The organism is Pseudomonas sp. SGAir0191, assembly GCF_002812565.2.
Lineage (GTDB): Bacteria > Pseudomonadota > Gammaproteobacteria > Pseudomonadales > Pseudomonadaceae > Aquipseudomonas > Aquipseudomonas parafulva_B.
Genome location: NZ_CP025035.2, coordinates 1,668,187 through 1,693,954, shown reverse-complemented (window position 1 = coordinate 1,693,954; position 25,768 = coordinate 1,668,187). Strand labels below are relative to the sequence as shown.

The 25,768-nt window shown below is 61.6% G+C and carries 21 protein-coding genes and 1 pseudogene; 9 read left to right on the top strand and 13 right to left on the bottom strand.

Features of this window, described 5'->3' with window-relative positions; translation table 11 throughout:
• The first annotated feature begins 5 nt into the window (after positions 1-5).
• Together CWR53_RS07695 and CWR53_RS07690 are read left to right on the top strand one after the other, a co-directional pair.
• Complete coding sequence (locus tag CWR53_RS07695; RefSeq protein WP_058605708.1) at positions 6-572, top strand: peptidoglycan binding protein CsiV; 567 nt, start codon at positions 6-8, stop codon at positions 570-572.
• A 3-nt stretch (positions 573-575) separates the two neighbouring features.
• Entirely contained in the window at positions 576-3,902 is a 3,327-nt protein-coding gene (locus CWR53_RS07690; protein WP_081322885.1) for a DEAD/DEAH box helicase, read from the top strand.
• Positions 3,903-3,965: 63 nt separating this feature from the next.
• Here the strand turns inward: CWR53_RS07690 and nagZ are convergent, their stop codons facing one another.
• Positions 3,966-4,964, bottom strand: coding sequence for a beta-N-acetylhexosaminidase (gene nagZ, locus CWR53_RS07685; protein WP_181405483.1), 999 nt, complete (start codon positions 4,962-4,964; stop codon positions 3,966-3,968).
• 69 nt (positions 4,965-5,033) lie between these two features.
• Complete coding sequence (locus CWR53_RS07680) at positions 5,034-5,747, bottom strand: TetR/AcrR family transcriptional regulator (RefSeq protein ID WP_058639655.1); 714 nt, start codon at positions 5,745-5,747, stop codon at positions 5,034-5,036.
• A gap of 229 nt (positions 5,748-5,976) precedes the next feature.
• Here CWR53_RS07680 and lexA point away from each other — a divergent pair, with 229 nt between their 5' ends.
• Both lexA and sulA read left to right on the top strand, forming a co-directional pair.
• Positions 5,977-6,585: a transcriptional repressor LexA gene (gene lexA, locus CWR53_RS07675; RefSeq protein ID WP_023534260.1), complete on the top strand. Its 609-nt coding sequence runs from the start codon at positions 5,977-5,979 to the stop codon at positions 6,583-6,585.
• 13 nt (positions 6,586-6,598) lie between these two features.
• Complete coding sequence (gene sulA, locus CWR53_RS07670; RefSeq protein ID WP_100851174.1) at positions 6,599-7,075, top strand: SOS-induced cell division inhibitor SulA; 477 nt, start codon at positions 6,599-6,601, stop codon at positions 7,073-7,075.
• Positions 7,076-7,245: 170 nt separating this feature from the next.
• Here sulA and CWR53_RS07665 read toward each other — a convergent pair whose 3' ends face one another.
• The 7 genes from CWR53_RS07665 to CWR53_RS07635 all read right to left on the bottom strand — a co-directional run bounded on the left by CWR53_RS07665 (position 7,246) and on the right by CWR53_RS07635 (position 15,531).
• Positions 7,246-7,479, bottom strand: a complete 234-nt coding sequence (locus tag CWR53_RS07665; RefSeq protein WP_023534164.1) for a hypothetical protein — start codon at positions 7,477-7,479, stop codon at positions 7,246-7,248.
• A gap of 50 nt (positions 7,480-7,529) precedes the next feature.
• Positions 7,530-8,045, bottom strand: coding sequence for a DUF6586 family protein (locus CWR53_RS07660; protein WP_058639657.1), 516 nt, complete (start codon positions 8,043-8,045; stop codon positions 7,530-7,532).
• 126 nt (positions 8,046-8,171) lie between these two features.
• Positions 8,172-10,781: a type I DNA topoisomerase gene (gene topA, locus CWR53_RS07655; protein ID WP_058606158.1), complete on the bottom strand. Its 2,610-nt coding sequence runs from the start codon at positions 10,779-10,781 to the stop codon at positions 8,172-8,174.
• 100 nt (positions 10,782-10,881) lie between these two features.
• Positions 10,882-11,133, bottom strand: coding sequence for a DUF1653 domain-containing protein (locus CWR53_RS07650; protein WP_058606157.1), 252 nt, complete (start codon positions 11,131-11,133; stop codon positions 10,882-10,884).
• An 81-nt stretch (positions 11,134-11,214) separates the two neighbouring features.
• A complete protein-coding gene (gene fadA, locus CWR53_RS07645) occupies positions 11,215-12,390 on the bottom strand; it encodes an acetyl-CoA C-acyltransferase FadA (protein WP_058639658.1) in 1,176 nt (391 codons plus the stop codon).
• Between the two features lie 31 nt (positions 12,391-12,421).
• Positions 12,422-14,569 carry a fatty acid oxidation complex subunit alpha FadB gene (fadB, locus tag CWR53_RS07640; RefSeq protein ID WP_058639659.1) on the bottom strand — a complete coding sequence of 716 codons (2,148 nt, stop codon included), beginning with the start codon at positions 14,567-14,569 and terminating at the stop codon, positions 12,422-12,424.
• Between the two features lie 524 nt (positions 14,570-15,093).
• Entirely contained in the window at positions 15,094-15,531 is a 438-nt protein-coding gene (locus CWR53_RS07635; RefSeq protein ID WP_100851173.1) for a hypothetical protein, read from the bottom strand.
• 110 nt (positions 15,532-15,641) lie between these two features.
• On the opposite strand from CWR53_RS07635, the gene CWR53_RS07630 reads away from it, so the two are divergent.
• Positions 15,642-16,082 carry a universal stress protein gene (locus tag CWR53_RS07630; RefSeq protein WP_058606178.1) on the top strand — a complete coding sequence of 147 codons (441 nt, stop codon included), beginning with the start codon at positions 15,642-15,644 and terminating at the stop codon, positions 16,080-16,082.
• A 116-nt stretch (positions 16,083-16,198) separates the two neighbouring features.
• Here CWR53_RS07630 and CWR53_RS07625 read toward each other — a convergent pair whose 3' ends face one another.
• Positions 16,199-18,124, bottom strand: a complete 1,926-nt coding sequence (locus tag CWR53_RS07625) for an ATP-binding cassette domain-containing protein (RefSeq protein ID WP_100851172.1) — start codon at positions 18,122-18,124, stop codon at positions 16,199-16,201.
• 223 nt (positions 18,125-18,347) lie between these two features.
• Between CWR53_RS07625 and CWR53_RS07620 the strand changes: the two genes are divergently transcribed.
• Positions 18,348-20,273 carry a transglycosylase SLT domain-containing protein gene (locus CWR53_RS07620; protein WP_100851171.1) on the top strand — a complete coding sequence of 642 codons (1,926 nt, stop codon included), beginning with the start codon at positions 18,348-18,350 and terminating at the stop codon, positions 20,271-20,273.
• 62 nt (positions 20,274-20,335) lie between these two features.
• Here the strand turns inward: CWR53_RS07620 and CWR53_RS07615 are convergent, their stop codons facing one another.
• Together CWR53_RS07615 and CWR53_RS07610 are read right to left on the bottom strand one after the other, a co-directional pair.
• Positions 20,336-21,133: an MOSC domain-containing protein gene (locus CWR53_RS07615; protein WP_100851170.1), complete on the bottom strand. Its 798-nt coding sequence runs from the start codon at positions 21,131-21,133 to the stop codon at positions 20,336-20,338.
• 55 nt (positions 21,134-21,188) lie between these two features.
• Positions 21,189-22,124 carry a chemotaxis protein CheV gene (locus tag CWR53_RS07610; protein WP_058639664.1) on the bottom strand — a complete coding sequence of 312 codons (936 nt, stop codon included), beginning with the start codon at positions 22,122-22,124 and terminating at the stop codon, positions 21,189-21,191.
• 347 nt (positions 22,125-22,471) lie between these two features.
• Between CWR53_RS07610 and CWR53_RS07605 the strand changes: the two are divergent.
• The 3 genes and pseudogenes from CWR53_RS07605 to CWR53_RS07595 form a co-directional block, all read left to right on the top strand.
• Positions 22,472-22,879, top strand: a pseudogene (locus CWR53_RS07605) (histidine kinase); the annotation flags it as partial.
• Between the two features lie 404 nt (positions 22,880-23,283).
• Positions 23,284-24,180 carry a sensor histidine kinase gene (locus CWR53_RS07600; RefSeq protein ID WP_100851168.1) on the top strand — a complete coding sequence of 299 codons (897 nt, stop codon included), beginning with the start codon at positions 23,284-23,286 and terminating at the stop codon, positions 24,178-24,180.
• Entirely contained in the window at positions 24,170-24,829 is a 660-nt protein-coding gene (locus tag CWR53_RS07595) for a response regulator transcription factor (protein WP_100851167.1), read from the top strand. The genes CWR53_RS07600 and CWR53_RS07595 overlap by 11 nt, the downstream gene beginning before the upstream one ends.
• On the opposite strand, the gene yegS is transcribed toward CWR53_RS07595, so the two are convergent.
• Positions 24,813-25,700, bottom strand: a complete 888-nt coding sequence (gene yegS / locus CWR53_RS07590; RefSeq protein ID WP_100852596.1) for a lipid kinase YegS — start codon at positions 25,698-25,700, stop codon at positions 24,813-24,815. The two genes, CWR53_RS07595 and yegS, sit on opposite strands and share 17 nt — an antisense overlap.
• Positions 25,701-25,768: the final 68 nt, after the last annotated feature.

The following is a 25,768-nucleotide window of genomic DNA, read 5'->3' as shown; positions in this document are numbered from 1 at the left end:
GATTCATGCGCGCCATCCGCTGTCTGACCCTGCTGCTGGTGGCGTTTGCCCCAGCGGCATTCGCCCAGGGCCCGTATCAGGTCGAAATGATCCTGGTAAGGCAGAACAACGTACCCGCGTTCACCAGCCCATTCGCGCCTGAAGACTGGAGCGCTGGCGCGCCACGGCTGGACAAAGCCGCAGAGCAGCGCCCGGCGCTCGAAGACGAGGCCACACGCTTGAGCGCCACGGCCGACTACACGGTGCTCATGCACCGGGCCTGGCAACAGCAGGTAGGCGATGGGCCCAGTCGCATCGCATTGGGTGAAGGTGCCGAGCAGTTCGGCCATTTCCCGATCGAGGGCAACCTGAGCATCACCCAGGGTCGCTTCATCCAGGTCGAAGCCAACCTTTGGGTCAACCAGCTCGACGGCAACGGCAGCGTGCTGCAAAGCGAGCAATTTCGGCAGACCAACAGCAATATGAAAGGCGGACAACTGACCTACCTGGACGGCGGTCATCTGGCCATGCTCCTAAAGATAACCCCACCCGGCACACCCAAGATGCCATCGCTGGACATGCTGGAGCAGTAGCCCATGAGCCGTAACGGACCTGATGCCTTCGAGCTGCTGAACGAGTACCCCAACTGGATCGAATGTTTCGACGCAGGCACTCTGAGGCGAGGCGAGGTTTACGCGAGCGAGGGCATGGCCGAGCTGGAGCACCTAAACGGGCGAAGGTTTTCCGCTCTGTGCAAAGGCAGTGCAGGACAAACCTACCGGCAGGACATCGAAGTAAGCGTGCATGCCGGGCGCCTCCTTGTAGAAGGCCGGTGCAGTTGCCCTGTTGCGCACAACTGCAAGCACTGCGCAGCCGCGCTGCTGCTGATCAGCGATCCCTTCGACAAGCCACTGATAGCCAAGCCCACCTCTGCGCAGATGTCAGCCGAGCTCCAGCATTGGCTCAGCAACCTCGAACAAGCGCCCGCACCGGCCGAACCTGGCAAGGACAAGCGTGGGCGCTCGGTCTGCTACAACCTGAACCTCCAGGACGATGCCAGTTGCTCGGTGGTCGTGCGCAAGGGCACCGAAACAGAAGACGGCATTCGCTTCAGCCGGGTGCAATCGGTCTACGACTTCCTATATGACCGGCCAAAATTCGTGACCGAAGAAGACGCGCGCATCCTGCGTCTGCTCTCCTCGCTCAACCAGGGGGGCGGCCAAGAGCGGGGCTACAGGTTGACCGGGGCCGAAGGCGGCGAGTTGCTCCAGCGCATTATCGACACGGGCCGGCTGTACCTGCTAGACACTCAGCCACAACTGCGGCCTGGCCCGGTGCGCCAGGGCGAGTTTCGCTGGGTGCGCCTGGACAACGGTGCATACCGTGGCTTGTGGTTCACCGGCGAAGATGAATCCAACTGCGTCATCCCATTGCTTCCGCTGTACTACCTGGACCTGGTCACCCATGAGATCGGTGTCCTGGAACATGGGCTCAACTCCCACGTTGCGATGCAACTGACCCTCGCACCCGAGGTGCCGGAGCACCTGGTCGTGCCGCTCAGCCACAAGCTCAACGCCTTGAGCCATGCCGTGCCGACGCCGACCGAGGTCCAGGAGCAACACGTCGATGACATCCAGCCCTCCGCGCACCTGGTACTTGGGAGCCTGGAGTTCACCGCCTACATGCCCAAGACCGGTCGCATGCAGCGCCAGATGCAGCACCGCGCCGCGCTGTCGTTCGACTACGACGGCCTGTCGGCCAGCGGCAATACCGACAAGCCGCTGACGCGCCTGGTGGGCAGCGTGAGCCAGCGCATCAGCCGCCAGCCCAAGGCTGAGCAAGCCCTGCGCAATGTCCTGCGTGACATAGGGTTCAGAGTCGCGACCCGGCAGAGCAAGGCACTGCCCGACAGCGCCGGCGAAATGTTCCTGCTTCCCGACGACGAGGCCTGGCTGCAATTCGTGCGCACCAACCTGCCCCAGCTGCGTGAAGCGGGCTGGCAGGTGGACGTCAACCGCGACTTCGCGTTCGACTTGCAGGAGGTAGAAGACTGGTACGCCACGGTCGATGAAACGCCCGGCCATGAATGGTTCGACCTTGAGTTGGGTATCGTCGTCGAAGGGCAGCGGCACAGCCTGCTGCCCATCGTCCTGCAACTGTTGCGCAACAGCCCTGAGCTGCTACGCCCCAGCGAACTGGCCAAGCGCAACGACGAGGAGCACCTGCTGATCGATCTCAACCGCGGCCGGATCGATGCCCCTGCCCTGCGCGTGGCTCTGCCTTATGGCCGGGTCAAGGCCGTGATGGCGACCTTGGGCGAGCTGTACCTGAGCGAACCTGAAGCCGGGACGGCACTGCGCATGAGCCGAGCAGACGCTGCGCGCCTGAACGGGATCGAGGCGCTGCCCCTGCATTGGGAAGGTGGTGAGCATGTGCGCGACCTGGGTCGCCGCCTGCGCGATGCCAGGGATCTGCAGGTCGCCCCACCTGCCGGCTTGCAAGCCAGCCTGCGCGGCTACCAGCAGCAGGGGCTCAACTGGCTGCAAGCACTGCGGGAAATGGGCACCGGTGGCATCCTTGGGGATGACATGGGCCTGGGCAAGACCTTGCAGGCCCTGGCCCATGTGCTGCTGGAAAAAGAAGCGGGCCGTTTGAGCGCGCCAGCACTTGCTGTCATGCCGACCAGCCTGATACCCAACTGGCTGGACGAGGCGCAGCGCTTCGCACCCGGCCTTCGGGTGCTGGCCCTGCACGGGCCAGCCCGCAGCAAGCATTTCGCCCGCCTGCACGATTACGACCTCATCCTGACCACCTATGCACTGGTGCCCCGCGATCTTGCGCATTTGCGTGCGCAGCCATGGCACCTGCTGTTGCTCGACGAGGCGCAGAACATCAAGAGCAGCACCAGCAAGGCAGCCATGGCCGTGTGCCAACTGCAGGCTACCCAGCGCCTGTGCCTGACCGGTACACCGATGGAAAACAATCTCGGCGAGCTGTGGTCGATCTTCCACTTCCTGATGCCCGGCTGGCTGGGTGACCTCAAGCGCTTCAATCAGGACTACCGCACGCCTATCGAGCGCCAGGGCAATACCGAGCGCCTGACCCACCTGATCACGCGCATTCGCCCCTTCCTGCTACGCCGCACGAAAGAGCAGGTCGCCACCGAGCTGCCAGCCAAGACAGAGCTGGTGCACTGGGTCGAACTGAGTGACGCACAGCGTGACACCTACGAGGCCGTACGGGTGGCGATGGACAAGAAGGTCCGCGACGAGGTAGCCCGCAACGGTGCCGCACGCAGCCAGATCGTCATCCTCGATGCACTGCTCAAGCTACGCCAGGTGTGTTGCGACTTGCGCCTGGTCAAGGGCGTGGACATCAAGGGCAACCAGAGCGACAAGGGCAAGCTGGGCGCGCTGCTGGAGATGCTCGAAGAGCTGATGGGCGAAGGCCGCCGCGTGCTGCTGTTCTCCCAGTTCACCTCGATGCTGGCGTTGATCGAGCAGGAACTGAAAAAGCGCAGCATCCGTTACAGCCTGTTGACCGGCGACACTCGCGACCGCCGCACCCCTGTCCAGCAGTTCCAGGAGGGGGACAGCCAGGTCTTTCTGATCAGCCTCAAGGCAGGCGGGGTGGGCTTGAACCTGACGGCAGCCGACACCGTCATCCATTACGACCCGTGGTGGAACCCGGCCAGCGAAAACCAGGCGACCGACCGGGCCTACCGCATTGGCCAGGACAAGCCCGTGTTCGTGTTCAAGCTGATCACCCGCGGCACGGTGGAGGAAAAGATTCAGCTGTTGCAGCAGGAAAAAGCGGCGCTGGCTGCCAGCCTGCTAGACGGTGCCAAGGCCGGGCAATGGCGACTGGGGGACGAGGAAATAGAGGCGCTGTTTGCGCCGTTGCCGGGCAAACGCGGTCGGTAGCAGCTGTCGGAACGCGTACCCGCTGGGTATACGCGTTCCGACAGACTGCTGGACGATGAGCGGCTAGTCGATCAACTGCGCGTCCTTGAGCGCACGCAGCGCCTGCAGCCAACGCGGATGCTGGCGATAATCGGTGCAGGCGGTGCCTTGGCCGCGCATGCTGGCGATCCGAGGTGACGGCGTGACTCGCATACGCTGAGCAGCACCCAGCGCCAGTTCGGCCGCAGCACGGTCGTTGCAAACCAGCCCCATGTCGCACCCGGCACTGAACGCGGCCTCGATGCGGCTGGCCGCATCACCGACCACATGAGCACCGGCCATGGACAGGTCGTCACTGAAGATGACCCCGTCGAAACCTAGCTCGCCGCGCAAAATATCTTGCAGCCACCGGCGGGAAAAGCCTGCCGGACGGTTGTCGACCTGCGGGTAGATCACATGGGCAGGCATCACTGCCGCCAGTTGACCGCTCAGGCGGCTGAACGGCACCAGGTCTGCCGCACGCAGTTGCTCCAGGCTACGCTCGTCAGTGGGTATCGCCACGTGGGAATCGGCTTCTGCCCAACCATGGCCTGGGAAATGTTTGCCACAAGCAGCCATGCCTGCCGCGTTCATGCCGCGGATGAACGCGCCGGCCAATTGCGTAGCCCGCAGCGGATCACCTTCGAAGGCGCGGCTGCCCACCACCGCGCTGCGCTGGTGATCCAAGTCCAGCACCGGAGCGAAGCTCAGGTCCAGGCCAACGGCAAGGACTTCGGTCGCCATCAACCAGCCACATTGTTCGGCCAGGTACTCGGCATTGGCAGTGTCGGCCAGGGCACGCATCGCCGGCAGGCGCACGAAACCCTGGCGCAGACGCTGTACCCGACCGCCCTCCTGGTCGACGGCCAGGATCAGGTCCGGGCGCAGCGCACGAATGGACGCGCACAACGCACGCACCTGGCGCGGGCTGTCGATGTTGCGGGCGAAGATGATCAACCCCGCCACTTCGGGCTGGCGCAACAGCTGCCGGTCTTCGGCGGTCAGCCAGGTACCGGCGATATCCACCATCAATGAGCCTTGCAGGCTGGCGGTCATGAGAAATCCTTCAATAGAGACAGGGGAAAGCCCGCTCAGGGCTGGCGAATGGCGAGCTCATGCCTTGGCGGGGGCTGCACCGCTGACGGTCTTGCTGCGCGGGCGCAACTGGGCGCTGGCCATGGCCGCATCGGTGACACCGGTATCGGCACGCATGCCGGCAGCCAGGAACGGCACCATCAAGCGCATCACCTGCTCGATGGAGGTGTTGATGCCAAAGTCAGTCTCGGCGATGGCTCGCAGCGCCTTGATGCCCGACATGCTGAACGCAGCAGCCCCGAGCATGAAATGCACACGCCAGAACAATTCGAGCGGAGGAATGCGTGGCGCGGCTTCGTTGACCAGCAACATGTAGCGGCGGAAGACCTTGCCATACATGTCTTCGAGGTAACGGCGCAAGTGGCCCTGGCTCTGGCTGAACGCCAGGCCCAGCAGCCGCATGAAGATCGACAGGTCGTTGTTGCTGCGCGGCTGCACGGCAAGGGCTTGCTCGACCAGCATCTCCAGTAACTCTTCGAGGGTGGGCTTGTGCTCGGGGCGGGCCTGGCGCCGCTCCAGCTCGCGCTCGAGGCTGGCGCAGAATGGCCCCAGGAAACGAGAGAATACCGCCTGGATCAGCGCTTTCTTGGAACCGAAGTGGTAATTCACCGCCGCCAGGTTAACGCCGGCCTTGCTGGTGATCAGCCGCAACGAGGTTTCGGCGAACCCGCGCTCGGCGAACAGCTGCTCGGCAGCATCGAGGATGCGTTCAACGGTTTCCGATTGGGCCATGACTACTCCAAGCACTCCGCCATACAAACAGGTGTTTGAAACATACGTTTCAACCCCCCATCTGTCAAGCGTTCGTGACCGGCCGGTCAACCATATCGTTGCGAGGGCATTTGGCGGCGAATCCGGTGTAATCCGTGGCGATCAGCTGGCCTGGGCAGTGGCAGAGCTTGCGGCGCGCCGAATACTGTATATAATCCCAGTCACTGTACAAAAAGACAGAGCGCTGATCATGTTGAAACTGACGCCACGCCAAGCCGAAATCCTCGCCTTCATCAAGCGCAGCCTCGAGGACAACGGCTTTCCGCCGACTCGTGCCGAGATTGCCCAGGAGCTGGGCTTCAAGTCACCCAATGCCGCCGAAGAGCATCTCAAGGCGCTGGCCCGTAAAGGCGCTATCGAAATGACGCCAGGCGCCTCCCGAGGCATTCGCATTCCCGGCCTCGAAGCCAAGGCCGAAGAAGCCGGGCTCCCGATCATCGGCCGCGTTGCTGCCGGCGCCCCGATCCTTGCCGAGCAACATATCGAGCAATCCTGCAACATCAACCCAGCCTTCTTCCACCCCCAGGCCGACTATCTGTTGCGTGTGCACGGCATGAGCATGAAGAACGTCGGCATCCTCGATGGCGACCTGTTGGCGGTGCATACCTGCCGCGAAGCCCGCAACGGCCAGATCGTCGTGGCGCGCATCGGCGACGAAGTCACCGTCAAGCGCTTCAAGCGCGAAGGCAACAAGGTTTGGCTGCTGGCCGAAAACCCGGAATTTGCCCCTATCGAAGTCAACCTGAAAGATCAGGAACTGGTGATCGAGGGCTTGAGCGTCGGCGTCATTCGCCGCTGAATCAGGAGGCGTCATGCAGCCATTCACCCATACTACCGAGCAAGTCCAGTTGCCGCTGTTCGAAGCATTCCTCGCCCAGCCTGTCCTGCCTGGCCTCAAGGCCAGCGAACTGGCGCGCAAGAGCGACATGCCCGACCTGTTCAGCGAATTGTCACTGCACGGCGCCCCCAGTCACTGTCACACCTTGCTGGCACCTGTGCTACGCGAACTCAGCGAAGAAGACGAAACACGCTGGTTGACCCTCATTGCACCACCGTCGAGCCTGACACAGGCCTGGCTGCGCAGGGCTGGGCTCAACCGCGAACGCATTCTGCTGCTTCATCCGCGGGGCAACCAGCTTCCCTTGCAGTTGGCGTGCGAAGCCTTGCGCCTGGGCCGTAGCCATACCGTGGTCAGCTGGTTGGGGAGCGTCAATGCCAACGCACGTCAGCTGCTGTTGCGTGCGGCAAGCGTAGGGAACGCGCAAAGCCTGAACATTCGTTTCGGCTGACACTGCGGCATTCGTACTACCGGCCAGACCGCTCCAGGCCATGCTCGCCATGACGAGTAAAGAGCGCCGACAAAGCGCAACGCTTTCCCGACACCCCCACACTCATCTGTTCGATACGTTTGCCGCCGACACCGGCCAGGCCGGTGGCAGCCATCTCACGACTGCGCGTTTCAGTGCAGAACGCGCGGCCCTTCGTCACGTTCGAGCTCGCCATCCACGAGTCGTCCAGCCATCTGCACACCCACGCTGAGCATGGCTTTGGCCACCTCGACGTGCTGACCCTGCAGGAATACTTTGGCATCCTCTGAGAAATCCAGGGTTACCAGTGAGCCTTCATCCTCGGCGCGACGCAGTTCGATGCGGCCATCAGGCAACTCGACAATTTCCAGAAAAGACGTAGACATAAAGGGCGGTTCTCCACGAAAGGCGAGCATTGTACCAGCGCTCGACGCTGTCAGCACTCACTCAACGCATCGCGAAAACGCCTGACGAGTGCCTTGAGATCGCTGCGCCAGGCCTCAAGCTCGGCACGGGACAGCGGCGCAGGCACCTGCTCATCGAGGCTGACCGCCTGGATCAACGGCTGGGTGACGTCAGTCTTGGGTGGTTTGCGCATCACAGGCGCTCGGAACAAGTCAGCATAGGCAGCCAGCATCTGCGCCAGCCAGGTTTCCCGCTGCCGGGCAAGCTCCAGGAGCTCGGCAACTTCTGGTATGGCGATGCCATTGAAGGCGTCCTGCGCCAGAGCCTGCTCAACGCTTGCCAGCGCAGGCAAGCGGTAGTAGCCACTGATTTCGTGACACAGGCCAAGCAAGGCACCATGCAGATGAAACAATGCCGACTCCCGCTCAGCCTGCACCAGCCCCTGGGCGTTCATGGCCTGGCTCTGTTCAGCCCTGGCCATCGATTCCAGTGCCAGCCCGGCAAAGTACAGTTTTTGATTAGTGCGGGTATAGAGCTCCTGGGCCATGTGCTGCCCTCCCATCAAGTGGCTTAGCGGATTGCTGCATCATAAATGAAAGGGGCCGTGCTGCGGCCTTTCGTGATATCAGCTCACGAAAGACCGCAGCACGGCCCCATCCCTGGACGCTGGAACTCAGCGCTTGTCTTCGACTTTCCAGGCCTTACCATCGTAAAACGCTTTCCAACCCGTGGGCTTGCCGTCCACTTCCGACTGGACGTACTGCTCCTTGGTCTTGCGGCTGTAGCGAATTACGGTTGGTCGACCCTCGGGATCTTTCTGCGGCGCTTCGCACAAGAAATGGTACTTGGGATCGATTTCATGCTTGTGCGGGACAATCTCGCACACCAAGGGCGCACGTGTTTCGCGGTTCTTCGGGAACTGGCTGGCAGCCAGGAACAGCCCCGAAGCACCATCGCGCAGCACATAGGTGTCGTCCACCTTCTCGCACTTAAGCTCGGGCATGTCGACTTTGTCCATCTTCGGCGGCGCCGCTTCACCGCTTTTGAGCAGCTTGCGGGTGTTCTTGCACGCAGGGTTGGTGCACCCGAAGAACTTGCCGAAGCGTCCGGTCTTGAGCTGCATTTCGCTGCCGCACTTGTCGCACTCAAGGCTTGGGCCTTCGTAGCCCTTGATGCGATAGCTGCCCTCTTCGATCTCGTAACCCGGGCAATCAGGGTTGTTCCCGCAAATGTGCAGCTTGTGCTTTTCATCGAGCAGGTAAGCGTCCATCGCCGTTGCGCAAACTGGGCAGCGGTGCTTGCCAAGCAGCACGCGCGACTCCGATTCGCCCTCATCGTCAGCAGCGATCTCGTCACCAGGCACGAGGTTGACCGTGGACTTGCAGCGCTCTTTAGGTGGTAGGCTGTAACCGGAGCAGCCCAGGAACACGCCCGTGGACGCTGTACGAATCATCATCGGGCGACCGCACTCCTTGCAAGGAATGTTGGTCATCGTCGGCTGATTGGCGCGCATACCATGTTCGCTGGATTCGGCCGTCTGCAATTTCTTGCTGAAGTCGCCGTAGAACTCGTCCAGCACGTTCTTCCAGTCGCGCTCGCCGTGGGCGACGTCGTCGAGGTTTTCCTCCATGCCGGCGGTGAAACCGTAGTCCATCAAATTGGAAAAACTCTCGGAGAGCCGCTCGGTCACGATGTCGCCCATCTTTTCCGAATAGAAACGACGGTTGTGCAACGTCACATAGCCGCGGTCCTGAATGGTCGAGATGATCGCCGCATAGGTCGATGGTCGGCCAATGCCGCGTTTTTCCATTTCCTTGACCAGGCTGGCCTCGGTGAACCGGGCAGGCGGCTTGGTGAAGTGCTGGCTAGGGTCAAGCTGCATCAGCTTGAGCGCTTCACCCTGCACCATCTCAGGCAGCACGTCGTCTTCGCCAGGCTTGCTCTGCTGCGGCAACACGCGGGTGTAACCGTCGAACTTCAGGATGCGGCCCTTGGCACGCAGCTCGAAGCTGCCCGCTGCCACGGTCACGCTGGTGGACAGGTACTGGGCCGGCGGCATCTGGCAGGCCAGGAACTGACGCCAGATCAGCTCGTACAACCGCTCGGCATCGCGCTCCATACCGCTGAGCTTGGTCGGGTGGGTGCTCACGTCCGACGGCCGGATGGCTTCGTGCGCCTCCTGGGCCCCTTCCTTGCTGCCGTACACCTGCGGCGTTTCGGGCAGGTACTGCTTGCCGAATTCGCGCTCGATGTAGCTGCGCGCCATTTCCAGCGCATCGCTCGACAGGTTGGTCGAATCGGTACGCATGTAGGTGATGTAACCCGCTTCATACAGACGCTGGGCCATCATCATGGTTTTCTTCACGCCGAACCCCAGGCGATTGCTCGCTGCCTGTTGCAGGGTCGAGGTAATGAAGGGCGCCGATGGCTTGCTGCTAGTCGGGCGGTCTTCACGCTTGACGACGCTGTAGCTCGATGCCTTGAGCTTCTCCAGCGCGGCCATGGCCTGGGTTTCGTTCAGCGGCTTGAAGGCCTCGCCATTTTCACGGGCGACTTCGAAGCGAACCTTGGCGTTCTTGGCGGTGCCGAGATCGGCATGAATTTCCCAGTATTCCTGAGGAATGAAGGCGCGAATCTCGCGTTCACGCTCGACCACCAGCTTGACGGCTACCGACTGCACCCGCCCGGCCGACAGGCCGCGGGCAATCTTGGACCACAGCAGCGGGGACACCATGTAGCCCACCACACGGTCGAGAAAACGACGCGCCTGCTGCGCGTTGACCCGATCAATGTCGAGCTCACCAGGCTGCGAAAACGCTTCCTGAATGGCCTTCTTGGTGATTTCGTTGAACACCACGCGCTTGTAGCGGGTATCGTCGCCACCGATGGCCTCACGCAGGTGCCAGGCGATTGCCTCCCCTTCGCGGTCCAAGTCGGTCGCGAGGTAGATGGTGTCGGCATCCTTGGCCAGGCGGCGCAGCTCGTCGATCACCTTTTCCTTGCCAGGAAGGATCTCGTACTTGGCTTTCCAGCCCTGGTCCGGGTCGACGCCCATGCGTGCAACCAATTGGCGGCGCGCCTTTTCTTTGGGCGAAAGGGCCGGTGCCTCACCCGCCGCCTTGCCACGCTTGGCGGCCGGCTCTTTGCTCGCGCTCGCCGAACCGCTGGTGGGAAGGTCTCGGATATGGCCGATACTCGACTTCACCACGTACTGGTTGCCCAGGTACTTGTTGATGGTCTTGGCCTTGGCCGGGGATTCCACAATGACCAGCGATTTGCCCATGGATCGGAGTATTCCTGAATCTGAAGATTGAAAACACGTCAGGTACCAGACGCGGCACCGCTATATATAGTGGCGAAACTGCGAGGTCAAGTTCAGAACATCACGCCTGCGACTTGGCCGACGTCCCGCACAACCCCTCTTCGGCCTTGATCAACGCAAAGCGTGGCACCTGTTCGCCGTCGACTTCCACAGACTCGCGGAACATCGACAGCGGGCGCACCCAGAAGCTGTAATCACCATACAGGCATTGGTAGAACACCATCCACTCCTCGCTCTCAGAGTGCCGCGCAACACTGAACACACGGTACTCCGGGCCCTTGTAATGCCGGTACACACCTGGCTGGATCTGCATGTGGACTACCTCCTGGTTCGATTGAAACCGAAAAAACAAAACCGGGGCACAAGGCCCCGGTCGCTGTTCTTCTCCTGCGCCTTAGACGCGTTCGAATACAGTGGTAATACCTTGGCCAAGGCCGACACACATGGTCGCAATCCCCAGCGTGCCGCCATTTTGCTTCATGACGTTGAGCAGGGTGCCGGAAATACGCGCCCCGGAGCAACCAAACGGGTGGCCCAAGGCGATCGCACCGCCGTGCAGGTTAACCTTCTCATTCATCTTGTCGAGCACTTTCAAGTCTTTCAACACAGGCAGTGCTTGTGCGGCGAACGCCTCGTTGAGTTCGATGAAGTCAATGTCGGCCATGCTCAAGCCCGCGCGCTTGAGGGCTTTCTGGGTGGCCGGCACTGGGCCATAGCCCATGATCGCGGGGTCGACGCCAGCCACAGCCATGGCACGAATGACCGCCAGAGGCTCGATACCCAGGTCCATTGCACGCTGCCCCGACATCACGATCATGCACGACGCACCGTCGGTGATCTGGGAAGAAGTGCCTGCGGTCACGGTTCCGCCTTTGGGGTTGAAGGCCGGCTTGAGCGACGCCAGGCCCTCGAGGGTGGTTTCCGGACGAATGGTTTCATCGAAGTCGAACACTTTCAGGAAACCATTCTCGTCATACCCCTGCATGGGGATGATCTCATCCTTGAACTTGCCCTCCACGGTGGCCTTGTGCGCCAGCTGGTGCGAGCGCAGGCCGAACTGGTCCTGCTGCTCACGCGTAATGCCGTGCATCTTGCCCAGCATCTCGGCCGTCAGGCCCATCATGCCCGAAGCCTTGGCCGCATGCAGCGCCAGATGCGGGTTGGGGTCTACGCCATGCATCATGCTCACGTGCCCCATGTGCTCGACGCCGCCTACCACGAACACGTCGCCGTTGCCGGTCATGATCGCTTGGGCGGCGGTGTGCAGCGCGCTCATCGACGAGCCGCACAACCGGCTGACGGTCTGTGCCGCGGACGTGTGCGGAATCTGGGTCATCAGCGATGCCATGCGGGCGATGTTCCAGCCCTGCTCCAGGGTCTGGTTCACACAGCCCCAGATCACGTCCTCGACTTCCTTGGGATCGACCTTGTCGTTGCGCTCAAGCAACTTGCTGATCAGGTGCGCCGACATGTCTTCGGCGCGGGTATTACGGTGCATGCCACCCTTGGAGCGGCCCATTGGCGTGCGACCGAAGTCGACGATCACCACGTCTCTTGGATTAAGGCTCATATCAAATCTCTCGCTCTAGCTCGTTGACCGCTCAGTTGAAGAAGCGCTGGCCCGTCTTGGCCATCTCACGCAGCTTGGCGGTCGGGTGGTACAGCGGCCCCAGGTCGGCGTAGCGATCGGCCAGGGCGACGAATTCGGCTACACCCAGGGTATCGATGTAGCGCAGCGCACCGCCGCGGAAGGGTGGGAAGCCAATGCCGTAGACCAGGCCCATGTCCGCCTCGGCGGCGGTCTCGACGATGCCATCTTCAAGGCAGCGCACGGTTTCCAGGCACAGCGGGATCATCATCCAGTTGACGATGTCCTCGTCACTGACTTCACGCTGCTCGTACACGATGGGCTTGAGCACCTCGAGCACGCTGGCATCGGCGACCTTTTTCGGCTTGCCGCGCTTATCGGTTTCATAGGCGTAGAAGCCCTTGCCGTTTTTCTGGCCCAGGCGGTTGGCATCGTACAAGGCGTCGATGGCAGAGCGGCGCTCATCCTTCATACGATCGGGGAACCCCTCGGCCATGACGTCACGGCCATGATGCCCGGTGTCGATGCCCACCACGTCCATCAGGTACGCTGGGCCCATGGGCCAGCCGAATTTTTCCATGACCTTGTCGATGCGCACGAAGTCCACCCCCGCGCTGACCAGCCTGGCGAAGCCGCCGAAGTACGGGAACAGGACGCGGTTGACCAAAAACCCTGGGCAGTCGTTGACCACGATCGGGTTCTTGCCCATTTTCTTGGCGTAGGCGACGGTGGTGGCGACTGCCGCTTCACTGGATTTTTCGCCACGAATCACTTCCACCAGCGGCATCATGTGCACCGGATTGAAGAAGTGCATGCCCACGAAGTTTTCCGGGCGCTTCAACGCTTTTGCCAGCAGATTGATGGAAATGGTCGAGGTATTGGATGCCAGGATCGCATCCTCCCTCACCTGCCCTTCCACCTCGGCAAGCACGGCCTGCTTGACCTTCGGGTTTTCGACCACTGCCTCGACCACGATGTCGACGTGGGCGAAATCACCGTAGGACAGCGTCGGGCGAATCGCGTTGAGCGCCTCGGCCATCTTGGCCGGTGTCAGCCGACCTTTCTCGACCCGATTGCCCAGCAGTTTGGACGCTTCGTTCAACCCAAGCTCGATGGCCTCTTCGCGGATATCCTTCATCAGGATCGGGGTGCCCTTGACCGCCGACTGATAGGCGATGCCACCGCCCATGATACCGGCGCCCAGCACGGCCGCCTGCTTGACGTCACGGGCAATCTCGTCATGGGCCTTGGCCTTGCGCTTGAGTTCCTGATCGTTCAGGAACAAGCCGATCAAGCTCTGTGCGACCGACGTCTTGGCCAGCTTGGCAAAGCCTGCCGCTTCGATTTCCAGCGCCTTGTCACGACCGAAGTTGGCCGCTTTCTGAATGGACTTGATCGCCTCGACAGGCGCTGGGTAATTAGGGCCTGCCTGCCCAGCGACGAAGCCTTTGGCGGTTTCGAAGGCCATCATCTGTTCGATGGCATTGAGCTTGAGTTTTTCGAGCTTGGGTTGGCGCTTGGCCTTGTAGTCCAGCTCGCCGCTGATGGCGCGCTTGATCAGGTCCAGAGCACCGGCCATGAGCAACTCAGGCGCGACCACGGCATCGACGGCACCCACTTTCAGGGCGTCTTCGGCACTGTTTTCCTTGCCCGCGGCGATCCACTCGACGGCATTGTCCGAGCCGATCAGGCGCGGCAGGCGCACGGTGCCACCAAAGCCTGGGTAGATGCCCAGTTTCACTTCGGGCAGGCCGATGCGCGCGGTGGTGGCCATGATGCGGTAGTCGGCTGCCAGGCACATCTCCAGGCCACCGCCCAGGGCGATACCGTTGATGGCCGCAACCGTGGGCACCTGAAGGTCTTCGAATGCGTTGAAGATACGGTTGGCTTCCAGGCTGCCGGCGACCAATTCGGCCTCGGGCAACTTGAAGTTGTCGACGAACTCGGTGATGTCGGCACCAACGATGAACACGTCCTTGCCGCTGCTGACGATGACACCCTTGACCGACGCATCGGCCTGGATGGCGTCTACAGCCTGGCGCAGCTCGCTCAGGGTCAGGCGGTTGAACTTATTGACGGACTCACCCTTGAGGTCGAACTTGAGCTCGACGATGCCACTTTCAAGAGCCTTAACCGTGATGGCTTTACCTTCGTAAATCATCAACTGATCTCCAAGATATGGAAGCTGAACTGTACACGCCGATCGCTGCGGCACCGCAGCCATCATGGCCACCTGCCCCAGGCACACCCGTCAGCGCGCGAGTCGAGCGCATGAATGAATGACGTGCAATGCAAACGCTCAATTCATACGCCCGTTTGATTTGGGTGTGCACACATTCTCCGAAAAGATCTGCATTGTCAAATGCTGCACCCACGGCAGAAAAGCCGACTTTGCGGTCACTTTCCACAGGCCGGGCACGACCGATCATGGGGCTGATCGCTGCCCATTCATGCTGGCAATTTTCAAACCTTGTCAGCCTTGGCGTGCTCTGCAGTCTGGCTGATCCGGGCACAAGCGCCAGCCCCCGCATGACGCAATGAATTCACTGGCCTGCCCTGCCTTCGCTTGAGGCACAACGACAAAGCGGCGATTGAGCAGGCCCTGTCAGGGGACCGCCGAATCGCCGCTTTGTCGTTGCGCCGCATTCCAGGGGGCCTTGGAAAGCCCGCCGAGTGCCTTTGGGGTCAGGCCAGTGTCTCCAGCACATAGGCAACATCCTGCAATACAGCCGTATCCCCGCGCTCCGTCCAGTAGAGCGCTATCATCCGCGCATCGGCCTCGACCTTGTAGGCGCTTGCCGGCAGACGGGCCAGCGCCTGCATGAAGCGTGGGTCTTCGCACGGCTCTCGCCACTGGTTCCACCATACGCCAGGGCTGATCTGCCAGAAGCTGAAGCTGTCGACATGCCCCCGCTTGCGGGCCCGGTGATATTGCGGGCATGGGCTCGGCGGCTGCTTTTCCAACCAGTGCGGCCACTGCTGAGGCGCCAGCTGCATGGCCAGACCCATGCGCCGCGCCTCCAGGCGCAAGCGCATCTGCTCGCTCTGATTGCGCGAGTTGCGCAGCCAGGAGAGCGGGCTGAGAATCAGCGCAAGGATTGACACCACCAGCAATACCGTCATATCAGTAGTTCCCATAAACCGTTGCAAATGAGCTGGTTAGCCATTTTTCACGCATGACCCGCCCGAAAGCGACCATACTTCTTCTATAGCGATTGCCTGGAGTACAGCTCATGACCTACCAACATCTGCTGGTCGCCGTCGACCTGACGGAAGAATGCGACCCTGTGATCAAGCGCGCCATGGCGCTGGCCCAGCCAACCAACGCCAAGGTCTCACTGGTGCACATCGTCGAACCCATGGCCATGGCGTTTGGCGGGGACGTGCCGATGGATCTGTCGCAATTGCAACAGCAGCAGTTCGACCAGGCCAAGGAACGCATGGATCGCCTGTTCAACAAATATCCGGACATTCAGCGCGGCGACTCGCACTTGACCTACGGACAGCCCCGCCAGGAAATCCATCAATTGGCCAAAGACCAGAAATGCGACCTGATCGTCGTGGGCAGCCACGGTCGCCACGGCCTGGCGCTGCTACTGGGCTCCACGGCCAATGACGTTTTGCATGGCGCACCCTGCGATGTGCTGGCAGTGCGACTGCAGAAAAAGGACTGAACCTGTCCATCGCGGCACGTCAAGCCGCAACGCCAGGTGCCTCGGGGTTGTCCCCTCCCTCCGGCACCTGGTAGCGGGCTCGCCCGCCACGCGCAGGCCCCAAGCGTCCTGTCTGCTTAGCCTTCCAGCTCGGCCCAGCGTTCCACCAGGGCATCGAGCTCACCTTGCAGCTTCTCGATGTTCGCCAGCACCGCTGACGTCTCCGCGATCGGACGTTGGTAGAAACCGGCCGCGCTCACCTCTTCCTGAGCCTGGGCCATGCGCTGTTCCAGCGCGTCGATCTGACCTGGCAGCATCTCCAGCTCACGCTGCAGCTTGTAGCTGAGCTTTTTCTTCGACTCCTCGACCACTGGCGCAGCGACGGCTTGCGGCTTGGCCTCGACCTTCTCCACCACCGCACTGTTGAGCGCCGACTTGCCGCCCTTGCTCTCGGTGACCCCAAGCAGCTTTGGCGAACCGCCCTGACGAATCCAGTCTTCGTAACCGCCCACGTACTCGCGGACCAGGCCATCGCCTTCGAACACCAGGGTGCTGGTCACGACGTTGTCGAGAAACGCTCGATCGTGGCTGACCATCAGCACGGTACCCTTGTAGTTGGAGAGCACCTCTTCGAGCAACTCGAGGGTTTCCACGTCCAGGTCGTTGGTGGGTTCGTCGAGCACCAAGAGGTTGGCCGGCTTACTGAACAGCTTGGCCAGCAGCAGACGCGCACGCTCGCCGCCGGACAATGCCTTGACCGGGGTGCGGGCCCGCTGCGGGCTGAACAGGAAGTCACCCAGGTAGCTCAGCACATGCCGGTTCTGCCCCTCGATCTCGATGAAGTCACGGCCTTCGGCGAGGTTGTCGATGACGGTCTTTTCCAGGTCCAGCTGATGGCGCATCTGGTCGAAATAGGCAACTTCAAGCTTGGTGCCGCGCTCGATCTTGCCTGACGTGGGCTCCAGATCACCCAGCATCAGCTTGAGCAAGGTGGTCTTGCCGGTGCCGTTGGCCCCCAGCAGACCGATACGGTCCTGGCGCTGCAGCACCATGGAAAAATCCTTGACCAGCATCGGCCCGTCCGGGTGCGAGAAGCTGACGTGCTCGAGCACCATGACCTGTTTGCCCGACTTGTCGGCCGCCTCGATCTGGATGTTGGCCTTGCCCTGCCGCTCACGGCGCTCGCCACGTTCCACACGCAGCGCCTTGAGCGCCCGCACGCGGCCTTCGTTACGGGTGCGACGGGCCTTGATGCCTTGGCGGATCCACACCTCTTCCTGGGCCAGGCGCTTGTCGAACAAGGCGTTGGCGGTTTCCTCAGCGGCCAGCGCGGCCTCCTTGTGCACCAGGAAACTGGCGTAGTCGCCGTTCCAGTCGATCAGGCCGCCCCGGTCCAGCTCAAGGATGCGGGTGGCCAGGTTCTGCAGGAAGGATCGGTCGTGGGTGATGAACAACACAGCGCCGTTGAACCCGCGCAGTGCTTCCTCAAGCCAGGCGATGGCACCGATGTCCAGGTGGTTGGTCGGTTCATCGAGCAGCAACAGGTCGGGCTCGGACACCAGTGCCTGGGCCAGCAATACACGACGGCGCCAGCCGCCGGACAACTCCGCCAGGGTCTTGTCCGCCGGCAACTGCAGGCGGCTCAGGGTGCTTTCAACCACCTGCTGCAGACGCCAGCCATCGCGGGCCTCCAGCTCGTGCTGCACGTGCATCAGCTTTTCCAGGTCTTCATCGCCCTGGATGTTCTGACTCAGGTGATGAAACTGTGCCAACAGCTCGCCAACGCCATCCAGGCCTGCCGCCACCACGTCGAACACCGTGCGCTCGTCGGCCAATGGCAGTTCCTGGGGCAACTCGCCGATCTTCAGCCCAGGGGCGCGCCAGATGTCGCCGTCATCGCCTTTCTGCTCGCCCTTGACCAGGCGCAGCATGCTCGACTTGCCGGTGCCGTTGCGGCCGATGATGCACACCCGCTCGCCACGAGCGATCTGCCAGGACACCTTGTCCAGCAGCGGCATGGCGCCGAATGCGAGGGACACATCGCTGAATTTGAGCAGGGTCATGTTCGTCTCCATAAATCGGGCGCGCATTCTACCTGAGTTGGCCCTGCGCCGACATCCGCAAGGCCAGCGCCTGCCACCCACGGCGACATCCGGTCGAACTTAATATCCCGATACAAGCACAGTGCTTTCACCTGTCATCCGCAAACGGCTAAGCTAGGGCCATCGTTCCCAACAGTGCTGGCCCAGCCGCCACTTTCCCATGGTTCAACTGCCCGGACGTATCATGCGCAGCCGCCTGTTACAAATTGCTTCATGCCTGTTGCTCACCGCTGCCACCGGCGCGGCCCAGGCCACCGACATCACCGTGCAACGTCAATACTACGATGAAGCCAAGCGTGCGCTGGCCAAGGGCGACAAGGGCCCGTACCTGCGCTATGCCCAGGCGTTGAGCGACTATCCGCTGACACCCTACCTGGCCTATGACGAACTGACCGCGCGCCTGAAATCTGCCAGCAACGAGGAGATCGAGGGTTTCCTGGCCAAGCATGGCGATCTGCCGCAAGCCAACTGGATGAAACTGCGCTGGTTGCGCTGGCTGGCCGAACGCGGCGAGTGGCAGACCTTCGCCAACTACTACGATCCCAAGCTCAACTTCACCGAGCTCGATTGCCTGAACGGCCAGTACCAGCTTAGCCACGGGATGCGCACCGAAGGCTTTGCCACGGCAGACAAGCTGTGGTCGGTGGGCAAGTCCCAGCCTGCTGCCTGCGACCCGTTGTTCGCCATGTGGGCCGCAGAGGGGCAACTCACGGAGGGCAAACGCTGGGAACGGGCCAAGCTTGCTGCCCAGGCGCGCAACTACGGCCTGGCCGAGAACCTGGTCAAGACCCTGACCACGCTGGCGCCACAAGGCCGCCTGCTGATCGATGTGGCGCAGAAACCCGAACTGCTCAACCAGCCATCACGCTTCACCCAGGCCGACGAGGCCACCTCGGACGTCGTCAGCCTCGGCCTGCGCCGCCTTGCACGGCAGGACCCGGAGCGCGCCATGGGGCTGCTTGACGACTATGCCCAGCGCATGCACTTTTCCCGCGATGAAAAAGTGGCCATCGCCCGCGAGATCGGCCTGACCCTGGCCCGGCGCTATGACCCGCGCGCGCTTGACCTGATGACCCGCTACGACCCGGAGCTGCGGGACGACACCGTCAGTGAATGGCGCTTGCGCCTGTTGCTGCGCCTGGGCCGCTGGGAAGACGCCTACGCGCTCACCAAGCGCCTGAGCGGCGACCTGGCCCAGAGCAGTCGCTGGAAGTACTGGCAGGCGCGCAGCCTGGAGCTGGCACAGCCGAAGAATCCGCAAGTCCCGCAGCTGTACAAGGCCGTTGCCCGCGAGCGTGATTTCTATGGCTTCCTGGCTGCGGACCGTGCGCAAGCCCCTTACCAGCTGAACAACAAGCCCCTGGTGCTCAGCCCACAGCTGGTCAAGAAAGTGCGCAACACCCCTGGCATCCGACGCGCCCTTGAATTCCATGCTCGCGGTCAGATCGTCGAAGGTCGCCGCGAGTGGTATCACGTTAGCCGTCACTTCAACCGCGACGAAATGGTTGCCCAGGCGCGCCTGGGTTACGAGTTGCGCTGGTATTTCCCGGCCATTCGCACCATCAGCCAGGCCAAGTACTGGGATGACCTGGATGTGCGCTTCCCCATGGCGCACCGCGACACCCTGGTACGCGAAGCCAAGGTGCGCGGCCTGCATTCAAGCTGGGTGTTCGCAATCACCCGTCAGGAAAGCGCCTTCATGGAAGATGCTCGCTCCCCCGTGGGCGCCAGCGGGCTCATGCAGTTGATGCCTGCTACAGCCAAAGAAACGGCGCGCAAGTTCAGCATCCCACTGGCATCGCCCGCACAGGTCCTGAACCCGGACAAGAACATCCAGCTGGGGGCCGCCTACCTCAGCCAAGTGCACAGCCAGTTCAACGGCAACCGAGTACTGGCGTCAGCGGCTTACAACGCAGGCCCAGGCCGCGTGCGGCAATGGCTCAAAGGTGCCAAGCACCTGAGCTTCGACGTGTGGGTCGAGTCCATTCCGTTCGATGAAACCCGTCAGTACGTTCAGAACGTGCTGTCCTACTCGGTGATCTACGGGCAGAAGCTCAACATGCCACAACCTCTGGTGGACTGGCACGAGCGCTACTTCGACGACATGTAAGGGCCACTGCCAGCTGATCAAGCCTGGGCGCCGGCCACACCGGCGTCCAGCTGCCCGGCGACTCAGAGCACCTGCACCTTCATGCCAACTTCCAGGTGCCCGCTGCCATCGGCGGCCAGGTTTTGCCCAAACAGTATGTCCCCTTCCTTTTCCCGGAACGTGCGAAGCGTGGTCATGGGCTCCCGGTCAGGGCTGCGCTCCCCGGTGGCAGGGTCGATGGTGGTGAAAATACAGCGCACGCTTGGCTTCAGAACACGAAACTCCACCGTGCCGATGCGAATGCGTTTCCAGCCATCCTCTGCAAAAGCCTCGGCCCCTTGAACCACCAGGTTGGGCCTGAACCGCAGCATGTCCATGGGCCGGCCGATACGGCGATCGAGCTCATCGAGCGACCCTTGGCCAATGAGCAACAACGGGAAACCGTCGGGAAAGGCGGCACGGTCACGGTCGGTGCCATAGCCATTGGGCAGGTACCTGGCCCGCTGCTGCGGGCAGTAGACCAACCTCACCGGTTTGCCTAGCCAGCCACTGAGCCAGGCGGCGACCTCATCGCCGGCATCCGGCACGCGCAAGGTGTCGCGCCACAAGGTCACCCCTCGCAGCGCGGCATCCTCGGCTGGGGCCACCACATTCAGCGGCACTTGCCCAGGCGCCCGCAGCAACAGTGCCCCGCCTGACTGCACTGCTTCGAGCTGCCCGAGCTGCGGCCAGGCACGCTGGGTCAGGAAGCGCCCGTTTTCTTCCTCCACCAGCATCCAGCGACGGTCTCCTTCCAGTCCAAGCAGACCCACGGGAGAGGCTTGCAGGCTTTGTGCCCGCCCTGACTTGACCGGATACCGATAGAGCTCGCTGAGAAACATCCCTGCCGCCTCATAATTCACAAAAACGTCAGCTTATACCCGGCAGGGGGCGCGATCACGCGTTGGTGTTGTCCAGCAACAGGCGCTGCTTGACCACATCGACCAGGCGATCAGGCTGAAACTTGGACAGAAAATTGTCGCAACCCACCTTCTTGACCATGGATTCGTTGAAGCTGCCCGACAACGACGTGTGCAGTACGACGTACAGCTTACGCAGGCGCGCATCCTCGCGGATCTCGGTTGTCAGGCGATAACCGTCCATTTCCGGCATTTCAGCATCCGTGAAGATCATCAATAGCTTTTCGCACATGTCCTCCCCGGCATCGGCCCAAGCCTTGAGCATGCGCAACGCCTTGAGGCCATCACTGGCAACGTGCAGTTTCATCCCCAACTGCGAGAGCGTGTCGCGCAACTGGGCCAGGGCCACGCTGGAATCGTCCACCAGCAGCACCTCGCGACCACGTGCCCTTGCCAGAACCGGATCGGCCAACTTCTCGCCCGAAACGCGAGCGTTGTAAGGCACGATTTCGGCGAGCACCTTTTCCACATCGATCACCTCCACCAGCTTGTCGTCCACCTTGGTGATGGCGGTCAGGTAATGCTGACGGCCGGCACTGGTCGGTGGCGGCATGATGGACTCCCAGTTGAGGTTGACGATGCGGTCGACCCCGCCCACCAGAAACGCCTGCACCGAGCGGTTGTATTCAGTGACGATGATGGTGCTGTCAGGGCCTGGCTGAATGGGGCGCATGCCGATTGCCTGGGACAGGTCGATGACCGGGAGGGTCTGGCCTCTCAGGTTGACCACACCGCAGACGAACGCGTGGCGCTGCGGCATCAGGGTCAGCTTGGGCAGCTGTAACACCTCCTGCACCTTGAAGACGTTGATCGCGAAAAGCTGACGCCCAGCCAGCCGGAACATCAGGATTTCCAGCCGGTTCTCACCTACCAGTTGTGTGCGTTGGTCTACCGTGTCGAGAATGCCAGCCATTGGTAAGCCCCCAGGCTCATGTCGAAAATATGCGCGATTGTGTGTGTATCGGCAGTTGGCGTAGCATCTTGACCCCTAGTAAACGCTACACCCCCTCCCTTATTTGATGTCACTTTAACAGCATGCTTAACGGGTTTCCTAATGCCACTCCCATGGGCTGAAAAGTTCCGTTTTTTTCTTGCCTATCAGGGAAACCCCTAGCGGCACTCAGGTACAACCTGATGTTCGCTCTATCTTTTAGCCATTAATGTGACGCCATTCTCACTGCATGAATGGAGTCAGGCTTTGCTAGCTATCGTAACGGCGTGCCCGTCTCTATCGCCTGTCCTGCCCATGGAGGCGCCATGATGGACAGTGCCTTACCCTTCTCGGAGGCGGTTGAAGGTTTTCGCGAGAAGGCTCAGAAGCGCCTCCACAGAGCAGAGGACTGCTTGCAGCATCTTGAGCTCATCGAAAATGACCCTGATGCCTGCAGGTGTCTGGACGCTGCGTTAAGCGACTTGGCACATGACGCACAGCGTTTGGGGCTGCTTGAAGTGGCCCACTTCACTACTTCCCTTCAGCAGATACTGGCACCCTGCTGCAAAGGCGCGTGCCTGCATCTTGACACGCTGCGTACTACTGCTGCATGCCTGAGGCTGCTGGCCTGGCAGCTCGAGCTACTGGACGCACACACTGGGCGGCTGGACCTGGACGCTGGAGAACAATTTGTGTTGCTGGGCGAACTGGCCAGGGCGGTTCGATCTTCTCTGGCATAAGCCTGGGTGGCAGGTGACGGCGCAGCGCATAACCGCCACCAGCCCGACCTTGGCGACAAATCGTAGGGCAATTTGCCATCCTGCAGTTGCATGCCAGAAGTGCAACTTTGGCGAAACTGGAAAGTTGTAGCTTTAATTTACAAACTTGTAGGAAATAGCCTCAGACAATCAAGTCAGGCGCCGCTATGGGGTAATTTACAACAATAAGAATTATCTAGGTGAAGTCGTCTTCGGCGGCGACCTCGGGAATTCGAGGTGGTAGTATGCCCCACCGAAACGCTTCAACTTGACACAAGGTTGAATGAACCGTGGTCGAAAAAGCATCGAAAGTACGGCGCAAAAGCCTCTGAGCAGTAATGTGCAAGGCCTCCATCAGCAATACTTCAGCGGCTCCCCTACCTATGTTCCCACGCTTGATGACCTCTTTTCGTTGTAGCCCCCCGTACACCAGGCTGTGCTGGGCCACGGCAGGCATCAGTGTGGTTTCCTGCATCGCCTGCCTGGTGTTGCACCTGACTGAGCGCCCCGTACCCATCAGCCTGGTGGTGCTGCAGCTGACCGGTGTATTGGTCGCTGCCGTGCAACTGCGTACGGGGGCGCGCTCGATCAGCTTGCGCCCTGCGGAACTCGCCGAGCGCCTGCTAAAAGTGCAAGAAGATGAACGCCAGCACCTGAGCCGGGAGCTTCATGACGACATCGGCCAGCTGCTGACCGCTGCGAAATTGCAGCTGCAATGGCTGCAGCGACGAACGCCCGGGGATGTGCAGGGGCATTGCGATGCTTTGCATGCCACGCTGGACGATACGTTGAGCGCTGTGCGCGACGTTTCTGCCCTGCTCAACCCCCGTCAGCTGGCCAGCCTTGGTCTTGAGGCCAGCCTGCGCGCGCACTTGCTGCGCACCTTGGACGGTAGCGGCGTGCAATGGAGCCTGTCTTGCAAGCAACGCCTTGGGGGCATTGCCGAAAATGTCGCAATGGCAGTGTTTCGCATCACCCAGGAGGCGGTGACCAACATGTTGCGCCACGCTGGGGCGCGCAATCTCGTCATCCACCTACGGCGTACGGAGCTGGGCCTGGCATTGTCGATCGAGGACGATGGCTGCGGCTTCAAGCCTGCCAGAGACCCGCACCTTGCCAGTCAGCGTGGGCTGGCTGGCATGCTCGAGCGGGTCACTGCCCTTGACGGCAGCTTGAAGATTACCAGCGATGTTGGCCAGGGCACCCGCATCGACGCCGTGTTCCCCTGGCCGCCCCGTAGCCGGCAACGCGCTGACCGAGTGGATACCCATGACCTGTAGATTGTTGCTGGTGGATGACCATTCGTTGATCAGGGCGGGGGTCCGCGCCCTCATCAGTGACATACCCGGGTACGAGGTAGTCGGCGAGGCCGACGATGGCGGGCAGTTGCTGGATCAGGCGCGGACGTTGATGCCCGATATCATCCTGCTGGACCTCTCCATGCGATCAACCAGCGGGCTGGACGCCCTGACCCAGCTCAATACCAGCGGCAGCGCCTGCAAGGTGCTGATCCTCTCCATGCACACGGACCCGGAGTTAATCATGCGCGCCCTTGAGGGCGGTGCCCATGGGTATCTGCTCAAGGACACCAGCGCCTCTGAACTTGAGCAGGCGCTTAGCGCGGTGCGCAACGGGGAGCGCTACCTAAGCCCGGCCATTGCCCACACCGTCATCAATCAGGCCTTGCGTCATACCAGACCCGCCAGACGTCCGGCGTGCGAGCGACACAACCTGACTGCCAGGCAGCTGGAGATTCTGCGCCTGATCGTGCGCGGCAAGTCCACCCGCGAAATCGCCAACGGTCTGGGGCTGTCGATCAAGACAGTCGAAACCCATCGCTCGCAAGTGATGAAACGTCTGCAAATTCACGACGTCGCCGGGCTGGTGCTGTTCGCGGTGCGCGAAAAGATCATCAGCCTCGATGACTGAGTAATGGACAGCCTTGCGGCAGGTGCAGGCGCAAAGCCTGGGGCCGCGCTTCGAAACGCAGGCTGTCCGCCTTGAGCGGTTCGCCATCGAGGTTGATATCAAGGCCCTGTTGACTGTTGATCTCTACCCACGGCAACCGTGTGCGAATGAACAGCCCATTGCCTGCCAGCAAATCGCGTAATGCGCCGACCACATCCTGCGGGTTGGGCAGGATCGCAACATCCAGCAACCCGTCATCTACCACCGCATCCGGACACAACACCTGCCCTCCCCCGGCTTGGCGGCCGTTGCCGATCCCTAGCGCCAGCAACTCACCCTGCCATTGGAAATCCGGGCCTTTCAACTTGACCGAGGCTGCCTCCAGTTTACTGACGAGCGACAAGCCGGTGAACACATAGGCGGCGGCCCCCATCAACTTCTTCAGGTCTTCGGATGTACTGGCTGTGACCTGGCTGCCAAAGCCGCCGGTCGCCATGTTAAGGAACAGTTGCTCGCCCACTTGCCCAAGATCAACTGCCTGCGCCGGTTCATTGAGCAGCGCCAGTGCCTGGGCAGGCTCCAGCGCAATACCGGCCGCCTTGGCAAAGTCGTTGGCGGTTCCAAGCGGCAGCAACACCAGGCTGGCTTCGGTGCCCGCCAGGCCCATGGCTTCGGCCACATCCCGCAAGGTGCCGTCACCACCGCCGGCGACAATGTGACTGTAACCGGCGGCAAGTGCCTCCTTGACCAGGCGCTGGGCATCACCGCCCTCCCAGGTTACGCGCACGTCCAATGCCCAGCCAGTGTCGCGCAGATCATGCACGGCGGTGCGTACGTCTTCGTTCATGGCTTGCTTGCCGTGCAGAATCAGCATTGCCTTGCGCGCTTGCATGTAGGTGCCTCCATAATTGACCACCTGCATCTTGACTCTTAGCCGTTACCAATTGTTGCACGGTCGTT

What these genes read in the sequence shown, in the direction of transcription:
- CWR53_RS07695 (WP_058605708.1), top strand. Translation starts at nt 6, where the DNA reads ATGCGCGCCATCCGCTGTCTGACCCTGCTGCTGGTGGCGTTTGCCCCA.
- CWR53_RS07690 (WP_081322885.1), top strand. Translation starts at nt 576, where the DNA reads ATGAGCCGTAACGGACCTGATGCCTTCGAGCTGCTGAACGAGTACCCC.
- CWR53_RS07680 (WP_058639655.1), bottom strand. Translation starts at nt 5,747, where the DNA reads ATGGCCCAATCGGAAACCGTTGAACGCATCCTCGATGCTGCCGAGCAG.
- lexA (WP_023534260.1), top strand. Translation starts at nt 5,977, where the DNA reads ATGTTGAAACTGACGCCACGCCAAGCCGAAATCCTCGCCTTCATCAAG.
- sulA (WP_100851174.1), top strand. Translation starts at nt 6,599, where the DNA reads ATGCAGCCATTCACCCATACTACCGAGCAAGTCCAGTTGCCGCTGTTC.
- CWR53_RS07665 (WP_023534164.1), bottom strand. Translation starts at nt 7,479, where the DNA reads ATGTCTACGTCTTTTCTGGAAATTGTCGAGTTGCCTGATGGCCGCATC.
- CWR53_RS07660 (WP_058639657.1), bottom strand. Translation starts at nt 8,045, where the DNA reads ATGGCCCAGGAGCTCTATACCCGCACTAATCAAAAACTGTACTTTGCC.
- topA (WP_058606158.1), bottom strand. Translation starts at nt 10,781, where the DNA reads ATGGGCAAATCGCTGGTCATTGTGGAATCCCCGGCCAAGGCCAAGACC.
- CWR53_RS07650 (WP_058606157.1), bottom strand. Translation starts at nt 11,133, where the DNA reads ATGCAGATCCAGCCAGGTGTGTACCGGCATTACAAGGGCCCGGAGTAC.
- fadA (WP_058639658.1), bottom strand. Translation starts at nt 12,390, where the DNA reads ATGAGCCTTAATCCAAGAGACGTGGTGATCGTCGACTTCGGTCGCACG.
- fadB (WP_058639659.1), bottom strand. Translation starts at nt 14,569, where the DNA reads ATGATTTACGAAGGTAAAGCCATCACGGTTAAGGCTCTTGAAAGTGGC.
- CWR53_RS07635 (WP_100851173.1), bottom strand. Translation starts at nt 15,531, where the DNA reads ATGACGGTATTGCTGGTGGTGTCAATCCTTGCGCTGATTCTCAGCCCG.
- CWR53_RS07630 (WP_058606178.1), top strand. Translation starts at nt 15,642, where the DNA reads ATGACCTACCAACATCTGCTGGTCGCCGTCGACCTGACGGAAGAATGC.
- CWR53_RS07625 (WP_100851172.1), bottom strand. Translation starts at nt 18,124, where the DNA reads ATGACCCTGCTCAAATTCAGCGATGTGTCCCTCGCATTCGGCGCCATG.
- CWR53_RS07620 (WP_100851171.1), top strand. Translation starts at nt 18,348, where the DNA reads ATGCGCAGCCGCCTGTTACAAATTGCTTCATGCCTGTTGCTCACCGCT.
- CWR53_RS07615 (WP_100851170.1), bottom strand. Translation starts at nt 21,133, where the DNA reads ATGTTTCTCAGCGAGCTCTATCGGTATCCGGTCAAGTCAGGGCGGGCA.
- CWR53_RS07610 (WP_058639664.1), bottom strand. Translation starts at nt 22,124, where the DNA reads ATGGCTGGCATTCTCGACACGGTAGACCAACGCACACAACTGGTAGGT.
- CWR53_RS07600 (WP_100851168.1), top strand. Translation starts at nt 23,284, where the DNA reads ATGTTCCCACGCTTGATGACCTCTTTTCGTTGTAGCCCCCCGTACACC.
- CWR53_RS07595 (WP_100851167.1), top strand. Translation starts at nt 24,170, where the DNA reads ATGACCTGTAGATTGTTGCTGGTGGATGACCATTCGTTGATCAGGGCG.
- yegS (WP_100852596.1), bottom strand. Translation starts at nt 25,700, where the DNA reads ATGCAAGCGCGCAAGGCAATGCTGATTCTGCACGGCAAGCAAGCCATG.